The sequence below is a fragment of the Chitinophaga filiformis genome, from assembly GCF_023100805.1.
GTDB lineage: Bacteria > Bacteroidota > Bacteroidia > Chitinophagales > Chitinophagaceae > Chitinophaga > Chitinophaga filiformis_B.
In genome coordinates this window covers 7899122-7918273 of the sequence record NZ_CP095855.1, presented here as the reverse complement: position 1 = coordinate 7918273, position 19152 = coordinate 7899122, and the positions used below count along the sequence as shown (strand labels likewise).

At 46.6% G+C, this 19152-nt stretch carries 13 protein-coding genes; 12 read left to right on the top strand and 1 reads right to left on the bottom strand.

Annotated elements, in window-relative coordinates; genetic code table 11:
* Positions 1-238: 238 nt before the first annotated feature.
* From MYF79_RS30945 to MYF79_RS30915, 7 genes are all read left to right on the top strand, one after another.
* Entirely contained in the window at positions 239-1699 is a 1461-nt protein-coding gene (locus tag MYF79_RS30945; RefSeq protein WP_247811682.1) for an alpha-L-fucosidase, read from the top strand.
* 291 nt (positions 1700-1990) lie between these two features.
* Positions 1991-2746, top strand: coding sequence for a response regulator transcription factor (locus tag MYF79_RS30940; protein WP_247811681.1), 756 nt, complete (start codon positions 1991-1993; stop codon positions 2744-2746).
* 38 nt (positions 2747-2784) lie between these two features.
* Complete coding sequence (locus MYF79_RS30935) at positions 2785-3510, top strand: 2'-5' RNA ligase family protein (RefSeq protein ID WP_247811680.1); 726 nt, start codon at positions 2785-2787, stop codon at positions 3508-3510.
* A gap of 53 nt (positions 3511-3563) precedes the next feature.
* A complete protein-coding gene (locus MYF79_RS30930) occupies positions 3564-5816 on the top strand; it encodes a RelA/SpoT family protein (protein WP_199653344.1) in 2253 nt (750 codons plus the stop codon).
* Positions 5817-5991: 175 nt separating this feature from the next.
* Positions 5992-7290 (top strand): adenylosuccinate synthase, encoded by a 1299-nt coding sequence (locus tag MYF79_RS30925; protein WP_199653343.1) that lies wholly within the window; start codon positions 5992-5994, stop codon positions 7288-7290.
* A 100-nt stretch (positions 7291-7390) separates the two neighbouring features.
* A complete protein-coding gene (locus tag MYF79_RS30920; RefSeq protein WP_247811679.1) occupies positions 7391-7852 on the top strand; it encodes a hypothetical protein in 462 nt (153 codons plus the stop codon).
* A 111-nt stretch (positions 7853-7963) separates the two neighbouring features.
* Positions 7964-9163 carry an anthranilate synthase component I family protein gene (locus MYF79_RS30915; RefSeq protein WP_247811678.1) on the top strand — a complete coding sequence of 400 codons (1200 nt, stop codon included), beginning with the start codon at positions 7964-7966 and terminating at the stop codon, positions 9161-9163.
* 7 nt (positions 9164-9170) lie between these two features.
* On the opposite strand, the gene MYF79_RS30910 is transcribed toward MYF79_RS30915, so the two are convergent.
* Positions 9171-10103: a TIGR01777 family oxidoreductase gene (locus MYF79_RS30910; protein ID WP_247811677.1), complete on the bottom strand. Its 933-nt coding sequence runs from the start codon at positions 10101-10103 to the stop codon at positions 9171-9173.
* Positions 10104-10368: 265 nt separating this feature from the next.
* Between MYF79_RS30910 and MYF79_RS30905 the strand changes: the two genes are divergently transcribed.
* The 5 genes from MYF79_RS30905 to MYF79_RS30885 all read left to right on the top strand — a co-directional run bounded on the left by MYF79_RS30905 (position 10369) and on the right by MYF79_RS30885 (position 19132).
* Positions 10369-11877, top strand: a complete 1509-nt coding sequence (locus MYF79_RS30905; RefSeq protein WP_247811676.1) for a hypothetical protein — start codon at positions 10369-10371, stop codon at positions 11875-11877.
* Positions 11878-12149: 272 nt separating this feature from the next.
* Positions 12150-12656 (top strand): RNA polymerase sigma-70 factor, encoded by a 507-nt coding sequence (locus tag MYF79_RS30900; RefSeq protein WP_247811675.1) that lies wholly within the window; start codon positions 12150-12152, stop codon positions 12654-12656.
* A gap of 93 nt (positions 12657-12749) precedes the next feature.
* Entirely contained in the window at positions 12750-13715 is a 966-nt protein-coding gene (locus MYF79_RS30895; RefSeq protein WP_247811674.1) for a FecR family protein, read from the top strand.
* A gap of 206 nt (positions 13716-13921) precedes the next feature.
* Positions 13922-17488, top strand: coding sequence for a SusC/RagA family TonB-linked outer membrane protein (locus MYF79_RS30890; RefSeq protein WP_247811673.1), 3567 nt, complete (start codon positions 13922-13924; stop codon positions 17486-17488).
* A gap of 33 nt (positions 17489-17521) precedes the next feature.
* Positions 17522-19132 (top strand): SusD/RagB family nutrient-binding outer membrane lipoprotein, encoded by a 1611-nt coding sequence (locus MYF79_RS30885; protein ID WP_247811672.1) that lies wholly within the window; start codon positions 17522-17524, stop codon positions 19130-19132.
* Positions 19133-19152: the final 20 nt, after the last annotated feature.

Sequence of the window (19152 nt, the reverse complement as noted above, 5' to 3'; positions counted from 1 at the left end):
GATTCACCAGGGGCCTGACTCATAAGAGCCGGATATATAGTTATACTTCCGGATAGTATTGCCGGAGGGTAATATTCTATAGGAAAGTGGTAAAGGACGATGAGCTATTAAGCGGGAATGTATATTACTTTGTCAGGATCAGCATTATGAAAGTTTTGCCGGAAACGGCACGTGGTTGTCACTGCAACCCAACGGAGCAGGAAGTTTCTAAGTTCTCAGATACATTTAAAAATTAATCATGCGAAAACTATTTCTATTATTTAGTAGCGCACTATTGGCATTTTCCGCGGCCAGTGCGCAGGACCACGGTCTGGAACAGCCCTATATCCCGGAAACCGATCAGGCTGTATTACAAAAGCTGGATCAATGGCAGGATTGGAAATTTGGTATGCTGATCCACTGGGGCGCTTATTCACAATGGGGTATTGTAGAGTCCTGGAGTATCTGCCCGGAAGATGAGGGATGGACACAGCGTCAGCCCTATGGCATTCCCTACTATGATTATGTAAAGAAATATGAAGCACTGTCCACCACTTTTAACCCTACCAAATTTGATCCTTCCAAATGGGCAAAAGCGGCTAAAGGCGCCGGTATGGAATATGTTGTTTTCACAACAAAACACCATGATGGTTTCTGTATGTGGGATACAAAACAGACTGATTATGGCATAGCGGGTTCAAAGAGCCCTTTCAGGAATGATCCGAGAAAGAACGTGGCTAAAGAGGTATTTACGGCTTTCCAGAAGGAAGGATTGCATACAGGCGCTTATTTCTCCAAACCTGACTGGCATAGCGAATATTACTGGTGGCCTTATTTCCCGCCGAAAGACAGGCATGTGAACTATGACGTGACAAGGTACCCTGACCGCTGGAAGAATTTTAAAGACTATACCTACAAACAGATCGAGGAGCTGATGACCACTATGGGTAAGATAGAGATACTCTGGCTGGATGGCGGATGGGTACGTGCCCGCAAGCAGGGAACTAAAAAAGAAAATGATATCACTGCAGCAGAAATTGATACCAGGCCGACAAAACAAAATGAGGATATCGATATGGCAGGTATCACTAAAATGGCCCGCAGCCATCAGCCTGGTCTGATCGTGGTGGACCGTTCAGTACATGGCCCGTTTGAAAACTACCGCACACCGGAACAGCAGATCCCGGAAAAACCATTGTCCTATCCATGGGAAACCTGTATGACGATGGCCAACTCATGGTCATATGTACCGGATGACAAGTATAAACCGGTAAATAAGATCATTCATAATCTGGTGGACATCGTAGCCAAAGGCGGTAACTACCTGCTGAATGTAGGTCCGGGCCCTGATGGCCAGTTGCATGACGAGGCTTATACCACCATGGCAGCCATAGGAGAGTGGATGAAGATCAATGGAGATGCCATCTATGGCACCCGTTCGATAGCGCCTTATAAGGATGGGAAAGTATGTTTTACCCGCAAAAGGAATGGTAATGTATATGCCATTTACCTGCTGGATGAAGGTGAAAAGCTGCCGGCCCTGGTAACATTTGAAGGTCTGAAACCAGCAAAAGGCGCAAAGGTGACTGTGCTGGGTGCAAAGGAAAAGATCTCCTGGAAGGCTACTGCCACAGGTACTCAGATCACGATCCCTGCTGCTGTACAGCAGAAAGCCTGGCAGCATGCGGTTGCTATACAGCTCTCTGCGGTAGCATCATAAACAATGACCTGTAAATGAAATTATAACAGTCTGCATAAGCTGTGAACAAAAAAAATGGCTGCCTTTGAACAGGCGGCCATTTTTTTTGTTGTCTATTTAAATGTGTAAACAGATCTATGAATAACCCAATCCGTTCAATTTCAATTTGATCCTAAGCATGGCAAATCAAGAAAATTTTCTTCAATAACTAATCATTAACTAAAATGAGAAGTTTATTCGTCAATATTGTAGCAGAGTCATGGAATGACATTGTGTGTTAACAACAATTGAACCGGGTATAAAACTTAACGCATGGTAGGTAATGTACAAATTCTCCTTGCAGAAGATGATTATCAATACGGTAATATCATTAAAAAGCAGCTGGAAGCCTCAGGATACCAGGTGGTACTCTGTTTCGACGGTGAAGTAGCCTGGAAGAAGTTCCAAAGAGACGATTTCGACCTTTGCATACTGGACGTGATGATGCCCAAAAAAGACGGTTTTACGCTGGCGCAGGATATCCGTAAAAAGAACGGTATGATACCGATCCTCTTTGTTTCTGCAAAATCGGCCGATGAAGACCGGCTCCATGGTTTCCGCATAGGCGGGGACGATTTTCTGGTGAAGCCCTTCAGCATGCGCGAGTTGATCATGAGGATAAGGGTATTCCTGCGCAGGACGCTGCCCAAAGATGTGCCGGGAGATGGTATCTATAAACTGGGCGATGATGTGAGGTTTAACTATGAAGAAAAAGAACTCCGAAAGACCGGGGGAGAGGCTTTTGCCACCCTCACCAAGAAAGAGGCAAAAGTACTGCGGTACCTGGTCGAGAACAGCAATAAACTGGTAAAGCGGGATGAGATCCTGCTGAAAGTCTGGGGAAACAGTAGTTTCTTTTCCAGCAGAAGTATGGACGTATTCATTACCCGCTTACGCAAGCACTTTAAAATGCAGCCCGGGATAGCCCTCGAAACATTACATAATGTGGGTATCCGGTTAAACATCCTCGAAAGCAGCAAAGACAAAAAAGACGGGTCTACGTCAGCAGATACAGATAATCAAGGGTGACGACAAGCAAATATCCAAACCCCATAACCACCAAAACAATGACTTACGGCAGAAATGACCAGCCACGCTACCGGCAACAGGGCAATGGCAGTCGTCATGAGAGTGATGAGCGTAATCACCGCACACAAAGACACAACGGGAATCAGTACCGTGCTTCCCGCCCCCAAAACGGATCCCGCTTCCCCCCTCGTATTAAACCGCCAAAGGAAGAAAGCAAGATCTATTTTATAGCGCTGCTCCCTAATGCTGAAATTGGCAGGGAGATCATTCGGCTGAAACAGGAGTTTGCAGAAAAATATGATGCCCGCAGGGCACTCAGGGTGCTGCCGCATATTACTATGCAGGTGCCTTTTACAGCCAGTCCCTCACTGGAAAAGGCTTTATGTCCGGGCTTGACGACTTTTGCCGCTTCCATGCAGCCTTTTGAAATAAAACTAAGCGGTTTTGGAGGCTTCTCGTTTACCAAACGGAAAGTATTGTATATCAACGTTGAAAAGAATGAGGGAATCGTACATCTGCACCAGCAGATGATGGAATTTCTCAGGAAGGAATTCGGGTTCAGCCATATGCTGGCCCGCCATGGATTTAATCCGCATGTGTCCCTGGCATTCCGTGACCTGTCCGACCTTGAATTTGAGCTGGCTATGGAAGAATACCGGCACCGCCCCTTCGATGCTGCCTTCCAGGTGCGCAACCTGTACCTGCTCCGGCATAATGGTACCTCCTGGGAGGTACTCCATAAATGCAAGCTGGGAGGAGCTTAACTAGCACTTTTCTGCCATGCTTCCTATGCAATAAAATCGTAACTTTATAGCAGATGGAAACAGTGGTAGTAAAACAATATAACCTCGACGAGGAACAGGAAAAGAAAGAAATCGTTCGTCATTACCGCGCTTTACTGAGGTCGCTTAAACCCCGTTTGAAGAAAGGTGACCGGGAACTGGTACGTACTGCCTTCGAAATGGCGGCAGACGCGCACAAGGAAATGCGCCGGAAATCCGGTGAGCCTTATATCTTACATCCTCTCGCTGTAGCGCAGATCTGCGTTGACGAGATCGGCTTGGGCGTACGCTCCGCTATCTGCGCCCTGCTTCACGATACCGTGGAAGATACTGAAGTCACCCTGGAAGACGTGGACAGAGCCTTCGGGGCCGAAATATGCCATATAGTGGATGGTCTGACCAAGATCTCTACAGTAATTGACTCGAACACCAGCACCGCCCAGGCGGAAAATTTCAAAAAGATCCTGCTCACACTGGCAGACGACCCCAGGGTGATACTCATAAAACTGGCGGACAGGATGCATAATATGCGTACCCTGGATAGTATGAGCCGTGAAAAACAGCTCAAAATAGCCTCGGAAACCGTATTTATCTATGCCCCCCTGGCCCACCGCCTCGGCCTGTACAATATCAAGTCCGAGATGGAGGACTTGTCCATGAAGTACACCGAGCAGCAGACCTACCGGGACATCGCCAAACGCCTGAAAGAAACCAAGCGTGAGCGTACCCGTTATATCAACGAATTCATAAAGCCTATCAAGGAGGTATTGCAGGAAGAAGGTTTCATGTTCGAGATCTACGGACGGCCGAAATCCATACACTCTATCTGGAATAAGATCAAGAAGAAAGGAGTCACCTTCGAAGAAGTGTACGACCTCTTCGCGATCCGTATTATATTGGATTCTCCCTTGGAAAAGGAAAAATCAGATTGCTGGAAGGTCTATTCTATTATAACAGACTTTTATCACCCCAGCCCGGAAAGGACCCGCGACTGGCTCAGTAATCCGAAATCCAACGGATATGAGGCATTGCATGTGACGGTGATGGGCCCGCAGGGTAAATGGGTGGAAGTGCAGATCCGTACCAAGAGGATGAACGATTATGCGGAAAAAGGGCTCGCCGCCCACTGGCGTTATAAGGAGGGTAGTGCCCAGAGTGCCAGTACAGAGGCTAAATTCGATCAGTGGTTCACCCAGATCAGGGAGATACTGAACAATCCGGACTCCAATACGCTGGATTTCCTGGCAGACTTTAAAAGTAACCTCTTCACAGAAGAGATCTATGTATATACACCGAAAGGTGACCTGAAGATCTTGCCTGTCAATTCCACTGCGCTTGATTTCGCCTATGCGATCCATAGTGCGGTAGGAAACAAGTGTATCGGCGCCAAAGTGAACTATAAGCTGGTACCTATCAGCCATAAACTGCGCAGCGGCGACCAGGTGGAGATCATTACCTCCAACAAGCAGAAGCCAACGGAAGACTGGCTGAACTATGTTCTCACCGCTAAGGCTAAATCCAAGATCAAGGACGCCCTGAAGGAGGAAAAGAGAAAGGTGGCCATGGATGGGAAAGACGTGCTGGAACGTAAGCTGGACCATCTGAAGATCTCCAACAGTCAGCATAACATCAACGAGCTGGTACAGTTCTATAAGCAGCCATCGCCGCTGGACCTGTATTACCAGATCGCCGTCAAGAATATCGACCTGAAGGAGCTGAAGCAGTTCACCGTTCTGGGTGATAAGCTGGAAGCGCCTAAACCGCCACCGGTGAAACAGCCGGAACATATCTCGGAAGATCACCTGAAACACCAGCTCCCTTCCAAGAAAGATGCGGAACTGATCATCTTCGGGGAAAGTTCAGACAAAATAGCCTACAAACTGGCTAATTGCTGTCGCCCGATTCCGGGAGATGACGTATTTGGGTTCATCACGGCCAGTGAAGGCCTGAAGATCCATAGAACGAACTGTCCGAATGCCGCCCAGTTGCTGGCTAATTATGGACACCGTGTTGTAAAGACCAAGTGGGTGAAGAACAGGGAGATTTCCTTCCTGACCGGCCTGAGGATCGTTGGTATGGACGATGTAGGGGTTATCCACAAGATCACCAATGTCATTTCGGGTGAGCTGCGGGTGAACATTGCCGGTTTGACCATTGAATCCAGCGAAGGCTTGTTTGAAGGGCTGATCAAGGTATTTGTACACGATAAAGAGGAGCTGGATGAGCTGTTCGAAAGGTTGAAGAAACTGGATGGTATTCAATCGGTAAGCCGCCTGGAGGACGAATAGGTCCAGAAGAAATTAAGATCTTATAATAATAAGACGGGCTGCAGGGCGTTTATTCCTGTGGCCCGTCTTTTTTGCGGGTGGGGCTCCCGGCTTCTGATTATTATTTCCTAATTCGGATTCGTGCTATTTTTCCTTAATTTTGCCACTTCGTTTTTAAAAATCAATATCAACTCTTATGGTAGATGTTTTGCTGGGCCTACAATGGGGCGATGAAGGCAAAGGAAAGATTGTGGATTACTTTGCAGGTAAATACGATGTCATAGCCCGCTTTCAGGGTGGGCCCAACGCAGGGCATACTTTATATGTGGATGGCCAGAAGGTAGTGTTACATACTATCCCTTCCGGTGTATTTCACAAGAATACCATTAACCTGATAGGTAATGGTGTAGTACTGGACCCTGTGACATTTAAGAAAGAATGTGATAAGATCTCTTCTTTGGGTGTTGATCTGAAAAAGAATCTTTTTATTGCGGAAAGAACGCATATTATCGTACCTTCTCATCGTGCGCTTGATAAAGCCTCAGAAATATCAAAAGGCAGTGAAAAGATCGGTTCTACGCTGAAAGGTATCGGACCTGCGTATATGGACAAAACCGGTCGTAATGGTCTGAGGGTAGGCGATGTGCTGCGCAGCGATTTTGATGAACGTTACAACAAACTAAAAGAGAAACACCAGCACCTGCTGGCAGGATATGACTTTACTGCAGAAGTAAAGGCTGAAATAGCAAAAGATATTGCTGACTGGGAAGCGGAGTTCTTTGACGCCGTGAGCTACCTGAAGCAGATGAATATTGTAAACGGAGAATATTTTATCAACGAGCGGCTGAAAGCAGGCAAGAAGATATTGGCCGAAGGTGCACAGGGCAGTATGCTGGATGTGGATTTCGGTACTTATCCTTTCGTTACTTCTTCAAGTACTATCTCTGCCGGCGTATGTTCCGGGTTGGGTGTAGCGCCTAAATGGATAAAAGAAGTGATCGGCGTAACAAAGGCATATTGTACCCGTGTAGGTAGCGGACCATTCCCTACCGAACTGCATGATGCTACCGGCGAGAAGCTCCGTGCAGAAGGTAATGAGTTCGGCGCCACTACAGGGCGTCCGCGCCGTTGCGGCTGGATTGACCTGGTAGCCCTGAATTATACCTGTATGCTGAGTGGTGTTACCCAGTTGGTAATGACAAAAAGCGACGTGCTGGATGCCTTTGATGAGGTGTACGCATGTACAGCCTATGAGATCAACGGACAGCAGACGAAGGCAATGCCATACCAGCTGAATGATGCAGAAGTAAAACCTGTATGGGAAAAGCATAAAGGCTGGAGTGATGAAACAGCAGCCAAAAGCAGGCACTTTGATGAGTTGCCGGCCGAAATGAAATCTTTCGTAAAAGCAGTTGAAAGTTACCTGGATGTACCTGTGAAATTTGTCTCTAATGGACCAGGCAGGGACCAGATTCTGGAGCAGGAAAAAGCTTAAAAAAGTACGGAAAAAAATCGGCAAAAAAAATTTGGCTAATACAAAAAACTGTTAAAACTTTACGCAAAAGTAATACGCTAAAGACTTAAGTGAACCTATTATGAAATCAAAATCTGATAACGAAAAAGAGACCAAAAAGACGAGTTCTCCAAAAACTACGAAAGCCACGCCTAAAGCTGCAAGTAAGCCAAAGAAGGAAGAGGAGGACGATGATGATGATCTGGATGAGGAGGAAACTCCCCGTAAGTCTGCTGCTTCTAAAAAATCAGATAAGTCGCCTTCAAAGTCAAAGAAGAAAAATGACGATGATGAGGATGATCTGGATGATGAGGATGATGATATGGACCTGGACGACGATGATGATAATTGGGGTAAAGGTGATGATGAGGACTATGATCCTGATTTCGAAGAGTTTGACATGCCTAAACCAAAGAGCAAACGTGGCCGCCCTGGTAAGAAGAGCGCAGACGACGACGACGATCTGGGCATCGACGACGAGTTCAAGGACATGGGCCTGTTCAACGACAGGGGTGGCTTTGACGACGATGACGACGATTTTTAAGCATTAAAAGCACGCATTATCAGGATATTTTACGGTTTCCCGGTTAATGATCCAAACTTATTTAAACAGCAAATGTTGAATTGGAGTAATCAGTTCAACATTTGCTGTTTTTTGGATAATAACAACTACGCTTCCATCTATCACCAAAACGAGGCTATACTGGCCGCAGATGCGCTGGATACGCTTGCATGCAATGCCGGCAATGCATTCCCCTCACTACTACAATATCACAACACTCACCGTGACTGGCTGTTCGGTCATCTTGCCTACGATCTCAAAAATGAGGTCTTTCCGGGCTTATATTCGGATAACAGGGACGGAATAGGCTGGGCAGACCTTTTCTTTTTCCGGCCCCGTATTGTCATGCTATTGCGTAATAACGAGGTGCAGATCGGCGGCTGGGAAATGGACGAAGCAGCTGCCCGTGTCATTTATGCTCAATGCCTTGCAGCAAAAGAAGAGAAAATACAGGCAATACCCGCCGGTAAAGTCCGGGCCCACCTTGACAGGCAGCAATACCTCAGCGCCGTTAACAGCTTACAGCAACATATACACCGGGGCGACTGTTATGAGGTGAATTTCTGCAGGGAAAATTTCATTGAAGATACCATCGTACATCCCCTCTCTCTCTTTAAACGCCTGAACAGCGTTTCCCCTTCTCCCTTTGCAGCCTACTACCGTACAAATGACCATTACCTGGTCTGCTCCAGTCCTGAACGTTTCCTGCAGAAGAAAGGACCTGTTGTTATTTCACAGCCTATAAAGGGAACGATCAGGCGCGCTGATACGCCGGCTGCCGATGATGAGCGCCGCCGCGAATTGCAGCAGAACAGCAAGGAAAGGGCAGAGAATGTAATGGTGGTGGACCTGGTACGCAACGATCTTTCTCATACTGCTACGCGCGGTAGCGTACATGTGGCAGAGTTATTCGGTATCTATTCATTTGCACAGGTGCATCACATGATCTCTACGGTAACGGCTACCCTTGAAGAAGGCGTGTCTTTTACAGATGCCATCAGCCAGGCATTTCCTATGGGCTCCATGACGGGCGCACCTAAACTGAGCGTGATGCAACTGATAGAGCAGTATGAGCAATCCCGCAGGGGACTGTTTTCCGGCGCCCTGGGGTATATTACGCCGGAAGGCGATTTTGATTTCAACGTGGTTATACGCAGCATACTGTATAATGCCGGCAGGAAATATCTTTCTTTCCAGACTGGTTCTGCCATTACCTATTATGCCGATCCGGTAAAGGAATGGGAGGAATGCCTGCTGAAGGCAGAAGCTATGAAAAATATCCTCGAAGGCTAAGGCCAGGCTATTTATCTTTTTCCTGGAAGATGTTTTCCATCGCACTACGGATATCGGGGTATGAAAATACAAAGCCTGTTTCCTGGATCTTCAGGGAAGACACCCGGCAGCTTTTCAATACTTCAATACTCATCTCACCCAAGGCCAGTTTTAAGGCAAATGCGGGCACATAAACAGGAAGGAAGCTCTTTCCCTTTGCCTCCTGTGCCATGGTCATTACCAGCTCTTTATTCTGTACCGGATGCGGCGCCGCTGCATTATAAATACCTTCCAGCTCATGATTGACGATAGCGCTCAGATAGATACGGGCCAGGTCGTGCAGATGTATCCAGCTAACATATTGTTCCCCGTTGCCCAGGATGGTCGCAAATCCGAACTGTAAAGGCTTATAGAATTCCCTCATAGCGCCGCCGGTAAGGTTGAGTGCGATGCCGGTGCGTAAGATGACCACTTTTTTCTGCAGCTCCCGCATTTTCAGAATACCGTTTTCCCATGCAACACAGGTATTCCCGAGGAAGTCGGTAGCCGGCGGATCACTTTCCGTGAAGGCCGGGCCGCTTTTATTCTCGCCGTAGTAGCCGATGGCAGAGGCGCTGATCACCTTCTTTACCTTATTAGGATACTTGCTGAGCGCATCGAACAACAAGCCTGCACTTTGTACCCGGCTGTTTACGATCTCTTTTTTACGGGCGGCTGTCCAGCGTTTGTCCCCTACATTGGCGCCTGCAAGATGGACGATGTAATCTGCCTGTCGTATAGCTGCTTCATCAATTGTCTGACGGGCAACATCCCAATGGGCATAGCTGACAAGCTCATTTTCCGTATCGCCGCCGCTGTTACGCCGGCTCAGAATAATGACTTTATAACCAATTTCTGTAAGCAACTTTGTAAGCGCCCGGCCCACGAGACCCGTGCCGCCGGTAATTAACACCGTATCCATAATCGTAAAAATACATAATTCAGCATTAGAAATTACGAATTGAAAATGATGAATAACTGCAGTGTCCCCGTTTCTCCTGAACGATAGGGTTAAAATAGCCCGGTAGGGAAGATAATTGTAATTCGCTTATGATAATTCGTAATTGCGTATTTTAGTGTTGGCGGCCGGAGATGCTCCACGTTTTCCTGCCCGTGTTTCACAATGAATCATAGCGATTTACCGTTAAATCTGTATCCTAAACTTGCAACCTTTTAAAATATAAGCAATGCGCATTCTATATCTCTATGCTTTACTGGTCTTATGGAGCGGAGCTGTAATGGCTCAGAAGATCTCCTATACGGAACCGGAAAGGGACGATTACAAAAGCACGGAATTCGAAATTATCGGCAGGGTATCAGGAAATATACTGGTATACAAGAGCGATAGAGGTGATTATGTCATTTCTATATACGATAATACGATGGCCCTGAAAAGCCGGGTAAAGCTGGATTTTCTGCCCAAAAAGCTGATCAGCGTCGATTTTGTGTCCTACGCTGATAAAGTATTCATGTTATACCAGTTCCAGCGTAAAGATGCTGTTTACAGTTTCTGTGCTACCATGGACGGTAATGCCCGCTTTGCCGATGCGCCGGTAATGGTGGATTCTACCAGGATAGGATTTTACTCCAAAGAGAATAAAGTGTACTCCGTAGAGTATTCCGAAGACAAGAATAAGATCATGGTGTACAAGATCAACCAGGACAAGGAGAACGACAACGTGTTCTACACTTTCCTGTACGACAGCGCCTTTAAACTGATCAACAACAGCAGGGTATCGCTGCCGATGGAAAGCAAAAAGTCCTTCCTCAGCAATTTTAATCTCACCAATGAGGGTGACCTGGTATTCAACAAGCTGGAACGTACCAGCAACAGGGACTACATCATCGCCGGTAACCTGATCATTAAACGGGCTGTAGTGGATTCGTTTGAGAACGTACCCATGCAGCTCAAGACCCAGTTGCTGGACGAGGTGAAGATGAAGGTGGACAACAACAATAAAAAAGTGCTGGTCACCGCCTTTTACTATAAGCAGAAGCGAGGGAACGTGGAAGGCCTGTACGTAAGTAAATACGACTATGCACAGAAACAACTGCTATATGAAAAGGAAGTACCGTTCACCCCTGATCTGAAAAATAACGCCAAAGGGGAATCTTCCACCAACGCAGCTTTCAACGACTATTTTATCCGTAAGATCATTAATACCAGCAACGGAGGTTTCATTATCACGGCTGAATCTTATTACACCACTTCCCGTTCACAGCCCTGGAACCGCTGGAATTATATGTATGGCCCTTACGGTATGTATACACCTTACTACTATTCACCGTATTCGCCGTTTTACTACAATCCGTGGTATAATAACTATAATTCCCAGGACCGCTATCATTACGACAACATAGCTGTGCTCTCACTGGATAATGAGGGCAACCTTCTCTGGAGTAATTTTGTACACAAAAGCCAGTATGACGATGGTTCTGATCTGTATTTGTCCTACATGATGGTCAATATCGGCAGTGAGCTGCGTTTCCTGTACAATGAACTGGACAGACGCAGTTATATCCTGACCGACAACAGTGTACAGCCTGATGGTAAAGCCAGCCGTAAGCCCACCTTACGTAATCTTGACAAAGGGTTTACCTGGATGCCCCGTTATGGTAAACAGATAAGCGGCCGCTCTGTACTGGTGCCATGCATCTACAGGAATTATATCTGTTTCGCGAAAATTGATTTTTAAAGCGACAAGGATCACATCATTGACCTGTTGCCTGTATATAGCATATTCAAGAAAGAAGCCGTCTCATGATACATGAGGCGGTTTTTTGTATCCTTAAAAGAAGTAGTTTCTAAATGAAAATGCCGACTTTTTTGATGTTTGACTATGATTTCTTTACTTTTTTTTGTTAATTTATACTATCAATCAACTTCAGCACGCTAAAAACAAATATTATCGATAATTTAAATACATACAGTGATTCAGATCTTATCGCTTTATTGCAAACAGGTGATATGGCTGCGTACGAATGTATTTATAACAGGTTTTGGCCCCTTTTATATGCATATGTCTACAATCGCCTGAAATCGAAAGAAGTGACGGAAGAACTGCTCCAGGAAGTATTTTTCTCTCTCTGGAACAGGCGGACCGAGCTCCGGTTACAGCAAACCCTGTCAGCTTATCTGTACACAGCAGCTAAATACCAGATCTTCAACTATATCAAAGCTGATAAGGTACGGAAAACCTACACCAGCTCATTTGCCCGCTATAATGAAACTTTACGGGACAATTCAAATGAGGATTATGTTGCCTTTTCTGACCTGGCCAAGGCCGTCGAAAAGGAAGTGTCCCGCCTGCCTGAAAAATGCCAGCAGGTATTCAGAATGAGCCGCAACGAGCACCGCTCCATTCATGACATCGCCAATGCATTGAATATCTCCCATAAAACCGTGGAAAACCATCTCACCAAAGCCCTGAAGCATTTACGCCTGGCTTTCAGGGAATATTTCTGGTTTTTATAATTTTTTTCTCCGCCGGATAGGTGTATCTCCTTTTTCAGTTTACATAATTATAGACGTGCCGCTGCCATATACTAAAACAAGCCTTAGTTACTGATGGACAATAAGGAATTTAAACAGCTACTGGACAGATATACCAAAGGTCTCCTCGATAAACAGGAAATGGAACACCTGGAAAAGTGGCTTGACACGATGGAGGATAAAACAGCATTTGATAATCTTTCACAGGAAGAACTGTCAACTGCCAGGGAGGATATGTTCAGCCGTTTGCAGCAACGTATCGGGCAGCCGGCTAAAACTGTCCGCATGCTCCGCCCTTCGCAAAAGATAGCAGTGGCCGCAACAATTGCAGTGATCATTGTTGCAGGTTATTTTTGGCGGAAGAGCGTACTGGACATCGTAGCGCCGCATAGAACCACTTACGCTTACAGCGACAAAGGACATATCCGTAAGCAGATCCTGTCTGACGGAAGTATCGTATGGCTGAAAGGAAAAAGCAAACTGACTTTCCCTGCGGTGTTCAATCAAAAAGAACGCCCTGTTACTCTGGAAGGAGAAGCCCTGTTTGAAGTAGCAAAAGATGCAAAACGCCCTTTTGTTGTACGCTGCGGCTCGCTGACAACAGGTGTATTAGGCACCAGCTTTAATATCCGGAAGAATGAAAAAGGAGAAGTAGCCATATCTGTATTGACAGGGTCGGTTGTAGTAGCATCAAAATCAACAAAAGAGCAGATCATCAAAACAAATGAAAGTATCGTTTATTCAGAAGTACATGCATCCGTTGTGAACGTACATCCGTCCCGTACGGACATACACGGATTTATCAGGGGAACTGAATACGATATGGCGTTCAATGACGCCCGCATGATTGACGTAATACAGAAAATAGAAAAGAAATTCGAAGTAAAGATCAACCTGGAAGATACCGCCATTCAAAAGCAGCTCTTTACTGCAGACATGACAGACCAATCTTTAGAACATACGATGGAGATGATCAGCCAGGCCCTCAACCTGGATATAACGATCAATGACAAGACGGTGCTAATACGACCAAAAAAATAAACTATGAACTGTAATTCGACCAAAATCAGGATGTATCACTATCACACTAAAAAGAGTCGCCTATGAGGAAAGTAAACAGCAAAAATAAAAGCAGGAGGTGACAGCCCCCTGCTGAGATTGATCTAGCCCTGAAAATACTGCGTGACAGCGCAGTAAGGGAATTCCTTTGTCTTATTCAACCAGAAATCTAACAAAGAAACAGGCCTATGTCCATAAATGTAAAGACAAATGCTTTTATAACCAAATCCGTCATTATCACAGCATTAAGTATGATGATGTTGTGCGCAGTCAGTCCCCGAGCGCTGTATGCACAGAATATCCTGAGCAGGAAGATATCTCTGCAGGCAGATGATATGAGCCTAAAAATGGTACTCAACCAGATCAGGTCAAAGACAGACGTGAAGTTTGTATATAGTTCCGATCGTATTGCGATGGACAAAAAAGTCACGGCAAATGCGAATGAAGAAGAACTCGGCAAAGTGCTGGACAAAGTATTGGGAAAACTCGACATCAACTTCGTAGTAAATGATGGCTTCATTATCCTGAAAGAAAAGAGTGAACAACATAATATTCAGGCGCCTGCTCCCGCAGCCGATACGGTGATCAGGGGGAAGGTGCTCAGTGAAAGCGGAGACCCCTTCCCGGGTGCAACAATTGTAGAAAAAGGCACCAGCAACGGGGTTACCTCAGGAGGCGATGGCGCTTTTACCCTAAAAGTAAAGCAAGGCGCTACACTTGCGATCACCGCCATTGGTTATCACGTAACGGAGATCGGTGCTGCGCAGGCAGGTACAATTAAGCTGCAGGCCGCCGTAAAACAACTGCACGATATTGTTGTGACAGCAGCAGGTATCGCGCGGCAGAAGAACAGCCTCGGTTATTCTGTCAGCACAATAGGCTCAGAGAAACTTGCCCAGAAGTCAGAACCAGATCCTGTGCGTGCACTGACAGGTAAAGTGGCCGGTGTGAATATACAATCTGCCGGTGGTGTGGCCGGTGGTGGCACCAATATCACCATCCGTGGTAACTCTTCCCTGAATGGTAACAACCAGCCGCTGTTTGTAGTAGATGGTGTTCCTTTCGATAACTCCAGCTTTGCCAATGTGGGCTCCTCTTCTGTAGGCGGCGTGGGTGTGACCAACCGCGCTTTCGATCTTGACCCGAACAACATACAGAGTATGACAGTACTCAAAGGTGCGGCAGCGGCTGCATTGTATGGATCAAGAGCGGCCAATGGTGCTATTATCATCACCACGAAAGCTGGCAAAAAGAAAAGCCGGAAAGGAACAGAGATCACTTACAACACTTCCTACGCTATTGAAGAAGTGGCCGGACTGCCTGAATACCAGACACGTTACGGACAAGGCACCAACAATGATTACCGGCAGGGTGTGTATGCTTCCTGGGGCCAGCCTTTCCAGGGCGTTCCCAGTATGCTGCCTACCCGTGCTACCATTCCTCATCAGTTAACACGTCAGTTCAGTGCTGCCGTGTTTCCCGAATTTTATGAAGCAGATGGTGTGACGCCAATACAGGTTCCCTACAGATCGTATGCAAAAGAGAATGCTAAAAATTTTTTCAGAACAGGGAGTGTATATGAAAATGCGATCACTATTTCATCCGGCAGCGAGAAGGGAAATTTTAATGCAGGCTTTTCCAATACAGATAACAGAGGGGTAGTACCGGGTAATGAGATCAAACGCACTTCCGTGAACATAGGTGGCAATATCCGCCTGGAGAATAAGTTCTATGCCAGCGGCGCTATCAACTATGTGACCACCCGCCAGAAAACACCTCCTGTAGGCGGATTGACAGGCTCCATCATGTCAACGCTGATGTATGTGCCCACCAGCTACGACCTCACACATTACCCTTTTGAGAATCCGGTAGATGGCAGCAATGTATATGACTACACCGGTGTGGACAACCCATATTGGTCAGTGAAACATAGTCCGAACAAAAGTGATGTGGACCGTTACTATGGCAACCTCATTGTAGGTTTTGATCCTTTCTCATGGCTGAATGTTCAGAATACGATCGGTTTTAACGCATACACAGACAGGCGATTGAGTGTTAGAGGGAAAGGATCATCTTCTTATGCAAACGGTAGTATTACAAGCGATAACATCTACCGCCAGGAACTGGATAATACCTTGTTACTGACGGCAACACATGCTGTTACGCCAAATATCTCCGTCCGCGCCATTTTAGGCAATAACGTGAACCAGCGTTTTACAGACAGGAAAGCATTTTATGGCGATAACATCATCGTCGCTGATCTGCATGATATGAATAATACCAGCTCAGTAACCGGTGTACAGCTTACCAACAACAGGAACCTGCTGAAGCAACGTTATTATGCATTCTTTACTGATATCACTTTTGACTATAAGAACTTTGCTTCATTGAACTTCGTAGGACGTAACGATGTATCTTCTACGCTGCCCGCCAATAACAGGAGTTATTTCTATGGTGGTGTGAATGGTTCATTAGTGTTTACAGAAGCTTTTCATCTGCCAAAGGAAGTGTTGAATTTTGGTAAGGTAAGAGCTGGTTATACAAGGGTGGGCAATGAAGCCTCTCCTTATCAGACAGCCAATTTTTACCAGATCAATGCCATCCTTGGTGGTAGTGCAAGTCCCTCAAATGTGGGCCTGCCCTTCACGCCGCAAAATGGAGCGGTGTATAATATCGTCACGCAATCCAACCTGCTCACAAATGCTAACCTGAAACCCGAGTTCATTACAGAACTGGAACTGGGAACGGAATTACAGTTCCTGGACAACCGCATCGGTATAGATCTGACTTACTACAATAAACGCAGTACCTCACAGATCTTTGAGGTAACAGCGGCGCCATCTTCCGGTTACACCACACAGATCCTTAACCTGGGTGAGGCCACCAACAAAGGTATTGAGATCGGTTTTACAGCTACGCCCATCCGGACCGCGAATGGTTTTAACTGGGATGTCAATGCCAATTTTACCCGCAACAGGAACATGATCAAAAACCTTGGCGGCTATGAAAGTTTCAGCTATGGCGGTACAAACGGAACCAGCAGTGTGCATATTGTTGGGCAGCCTTATGGCTTGATCCAGGGTACAGCCTATGCACGCGATGAAGAAGGTAATATCCTGATAGATCCCGCTTCCGGTAAGCCATTGGTATCCGGCTCACTGAAAGCGATCGGTAATCCTAACCCTGATTTTATACTGGGCATCACCAATACCTTCCGGTATAGGGGCGTCACATTGAATGTGCTCTTTGACTGGAAACAGGGCGGACAGATGTACTCCAATACCGTTGGCCAGATGATGTCCCGCGGTGTGACCAGGGATACGGAAAAGCGTGAATTCCAGATCGTTTCGCCAGGTGTACTGGGCGATATCAATACCTTGAAAGCGCTGCTGGATGAACGTGGCAGGAAGATCCCGAACAATGTGGCGATGTCTTATGAAGATCATTTCTTCAACAGCGGTATGGGGCCTGGCGGTGTGAATGAAGGCTCCATATTCGATGCTACCGTGTTCAGACTGCGCGAGATCTCTCTGGCATATGATCTTCCGAAGAGTTTACTGGGCAATTCGCCGTTCGGTACTGCCACCATCTCTCTGTCGGGTAGGAACCTCTGGTACAATGCGCCTAACTTCCCGAAGTATACCAACTTCGATCCGGAAGTAAGCTCGCTGGGTGTAGGGAATTCACAGGGATACGATAATCTGTCAGTCCCTACTACAAAAAGATTTGGTGTCAATTTAAGATGTTCCTTCTGATATGGATATTGATCACTCAACCTGTCATGAATTATGAAATTGAAATATAGTACATATACGTTCCTGGTAGCCGGTGTTGCTTTCATGGCCGGCGCCTGCAATAAGTTTGTCGATATCAATACGGATCCAAATAATCCGACCACTGCACAGTTATCACTACTACTGCCTTCTACAGAAGTGTCTATGGCAGCTAACATGTATGAACTGAACAGCGGCGCTTCCACTTTTATGCAACACATGGTATCGTCTGGTGATCTTAGCCGGTATCAGCAACAAGGTACCAGTTTTGATGAGCCCTGGGATGGTTTCTACAGCCAGACGCTGAACGACCTGGAATCTATCATCAGCAGTGGTACTGCGCAGCAGGAGTGGGGATACGTAGCTGTTGCAAAGATTGAGAAGGCCTATCTTGTTAGCCTGATGGTGGACATGTGGGGAGATATTCCATATTCCCAGGCAGAGAAAGGGCAGCAAACAGTTAGTCCTCCCTTGGAAAAAGGTCAGGAGATCTACGAAAGTGTACTCAACCTCATTGAAGAAGCACTGCAGGATGCGGGGAAGGTGAGCGCTTCCGGGCTGGTGCCTTCCAGCGCAGATATGATCTACGGTGGTTCAAAAAACGCCTGGATCGCGCTGGCCAATTCCCTGAAGCTGAAACTCTATAATGGTATCCGGCTGGTAGATCCTGCCCGTTCAACAACGGCGATACAGGCATTGATCAGTAATCCGGCTACACTGATAGGCGGAACGACCAATACCAATGCAACGGACTATACCTTCAGGTTCGGATCTGCACAGAACCCGAATAACCGGCATCCCTGGCATCGTTCCGAATACCAGTCCAGCAAGAATTTTTACATGTGCCAGTCTTTTATTGATCTGTTGTTCAACAATGACGATCCCCGCTTAAGGTATTTTATCTATCGCCAGAACGCGACTGCAGGGCTGAATAATTCTACCAACAGCAATGGTTATTATGGCCGTAATCCCGGTGATGGCACCGCCGCACCGGCTGACCTGAACAGGCGTTCCACTTTTGGCGTGTACCCGGCCGGAGGGCTGTACGACAATGCACCTATCAATAACATCCCGGACACATATAGCTATCTCACGAATGCAGGCGCTACTTCCAGTCTGAAAGTGGTGGCTACTTCCGACGGCACCGGCGCCGGTGTTATTCCGCTGCTCACAAATGCCATGGTAAAGCTGATCCGCGCAGAAGCTGCATTAGCGCTGAACACCGGTGATGACGCAAGGCAGAACTTCGCTGATGGTGTTACTGCACACCTGAACAGCGTAAGTGCTTATGGCGCCGCAAATGGCGGAGTGGCGTTATCACCCGCTGCTATCAGCGGTTTTGTGAATAAGCTGCTGACAGCCTATGACGCTGCAGATGCTGCTGGTAAAATGAATATGGTGATGACGCAGAAATACATAGCCTGTTATGGTAATGGTATGGAAGCGTATAATGATTACAGGAGAACTGCATTACCTGTATTACGTGCGCCCTTGTCGCCATTGAACGCATTCCCTTTAAGGCTTTATTATTCCCAGACAGAATTATCTGCCAACACCAGCCTTGGCGAGAATACCAGTGCGCTGCAGGTAGCACAGCAAACAACGCCTGTATTCTGGGACAAATAATCACCACAAAAAAAAGAACG

What these genes read in the sequence shown, in the direction of transcription:
- MYF79_RS30945 (WP_247811682.1), top strand. Translation starts at nt 239, where the DNA reads ATGCGAAAACTATTTCTATTATTTAGTAGCGCACTATTGGCATTTTCC.
- MYF79_RS30940 (WP_247811681.1), top strand. Translation starts at nt 1,991, where the DNA reads ATGGTAGGTAATGTACAAATTCTCCTTGCAGAAGATGATTATCAATAC.
- MYF79_RS30935 (WP_247811680.1), top strand. Translation starts at nt 2,785, where the DNA reads ATGACTTACGGCAGAAATGACCAGCCACGCTACCGGCAACAGGGCAAT.
- MYF79_RS30930 (WP_199653344.1), top strand. Translation starts at nt 3,564, where the DNA reads ATGGAAACAGTGGTAGTAAAACAATATAACCTCGACGAGGAACAGGAA.
- MYF79_RS30925 (WP_199653343.1), top strand. Translation starts at nt 5,992, where the DNA reads ATGGTAGATGTTTTGCTGGGCCTACAATGGGGCGATGAAGGCAAAGGA.
- MYF79_RS30920 (WP_247811679.1), top strand. Translation starts at nt 7,391, where the DNA reads ATGAAATCAAAATCTGATAACGAAAAAGAGACCAAAAAGACGAGTTCT.
- MYF79_RS30910 (WP_247811677.1), bottom strand. Translation starts at nt 10,103, where the DNA reads ATGGATACGGTGTTAATTACCGGCGGCACGGGTCTCGTGGGCCGGGCG.
- MYF79_RS30905 (WP_247811676.1), top strand. Translation starts at nt 10,369, where the DNA reads ATGCGCATTCTATATCTCTATGCTTTACTGGTCTTATGGAGCGGAGCT.
- MYF79_RS30900 (WP_247811675.1), top strand. Translation starts at nt 12,150, where the DNA reads ATGGCTGCGTACGAATGTATTTATAACAGGTTTTGGCCCCTTTTATAT.
- MYF79_RS30895 (WP_247811674.1), top strand. Translation starts at nt 12,750, where the DNA reads ATGGACAATAAGGAATTTAAACAGCTACTGGACAGATATACCAAAGGT.
- MYF79_RS30890 (WP_247811673.1), top strand. Translation starts at nt 13,922, where the DNA reads ATGTCCATAAATGTAAAGACAAATGCTTTTATAACCAAATCCGTCATT.
- MYF79_RS30885 (WP_247811672.1), top strand. Translation starts at nt 17,522, where the DNA reads ATGAAATTGAAATATAGTACATATACGTTCCTGGTAGCCGGTGTTGCT.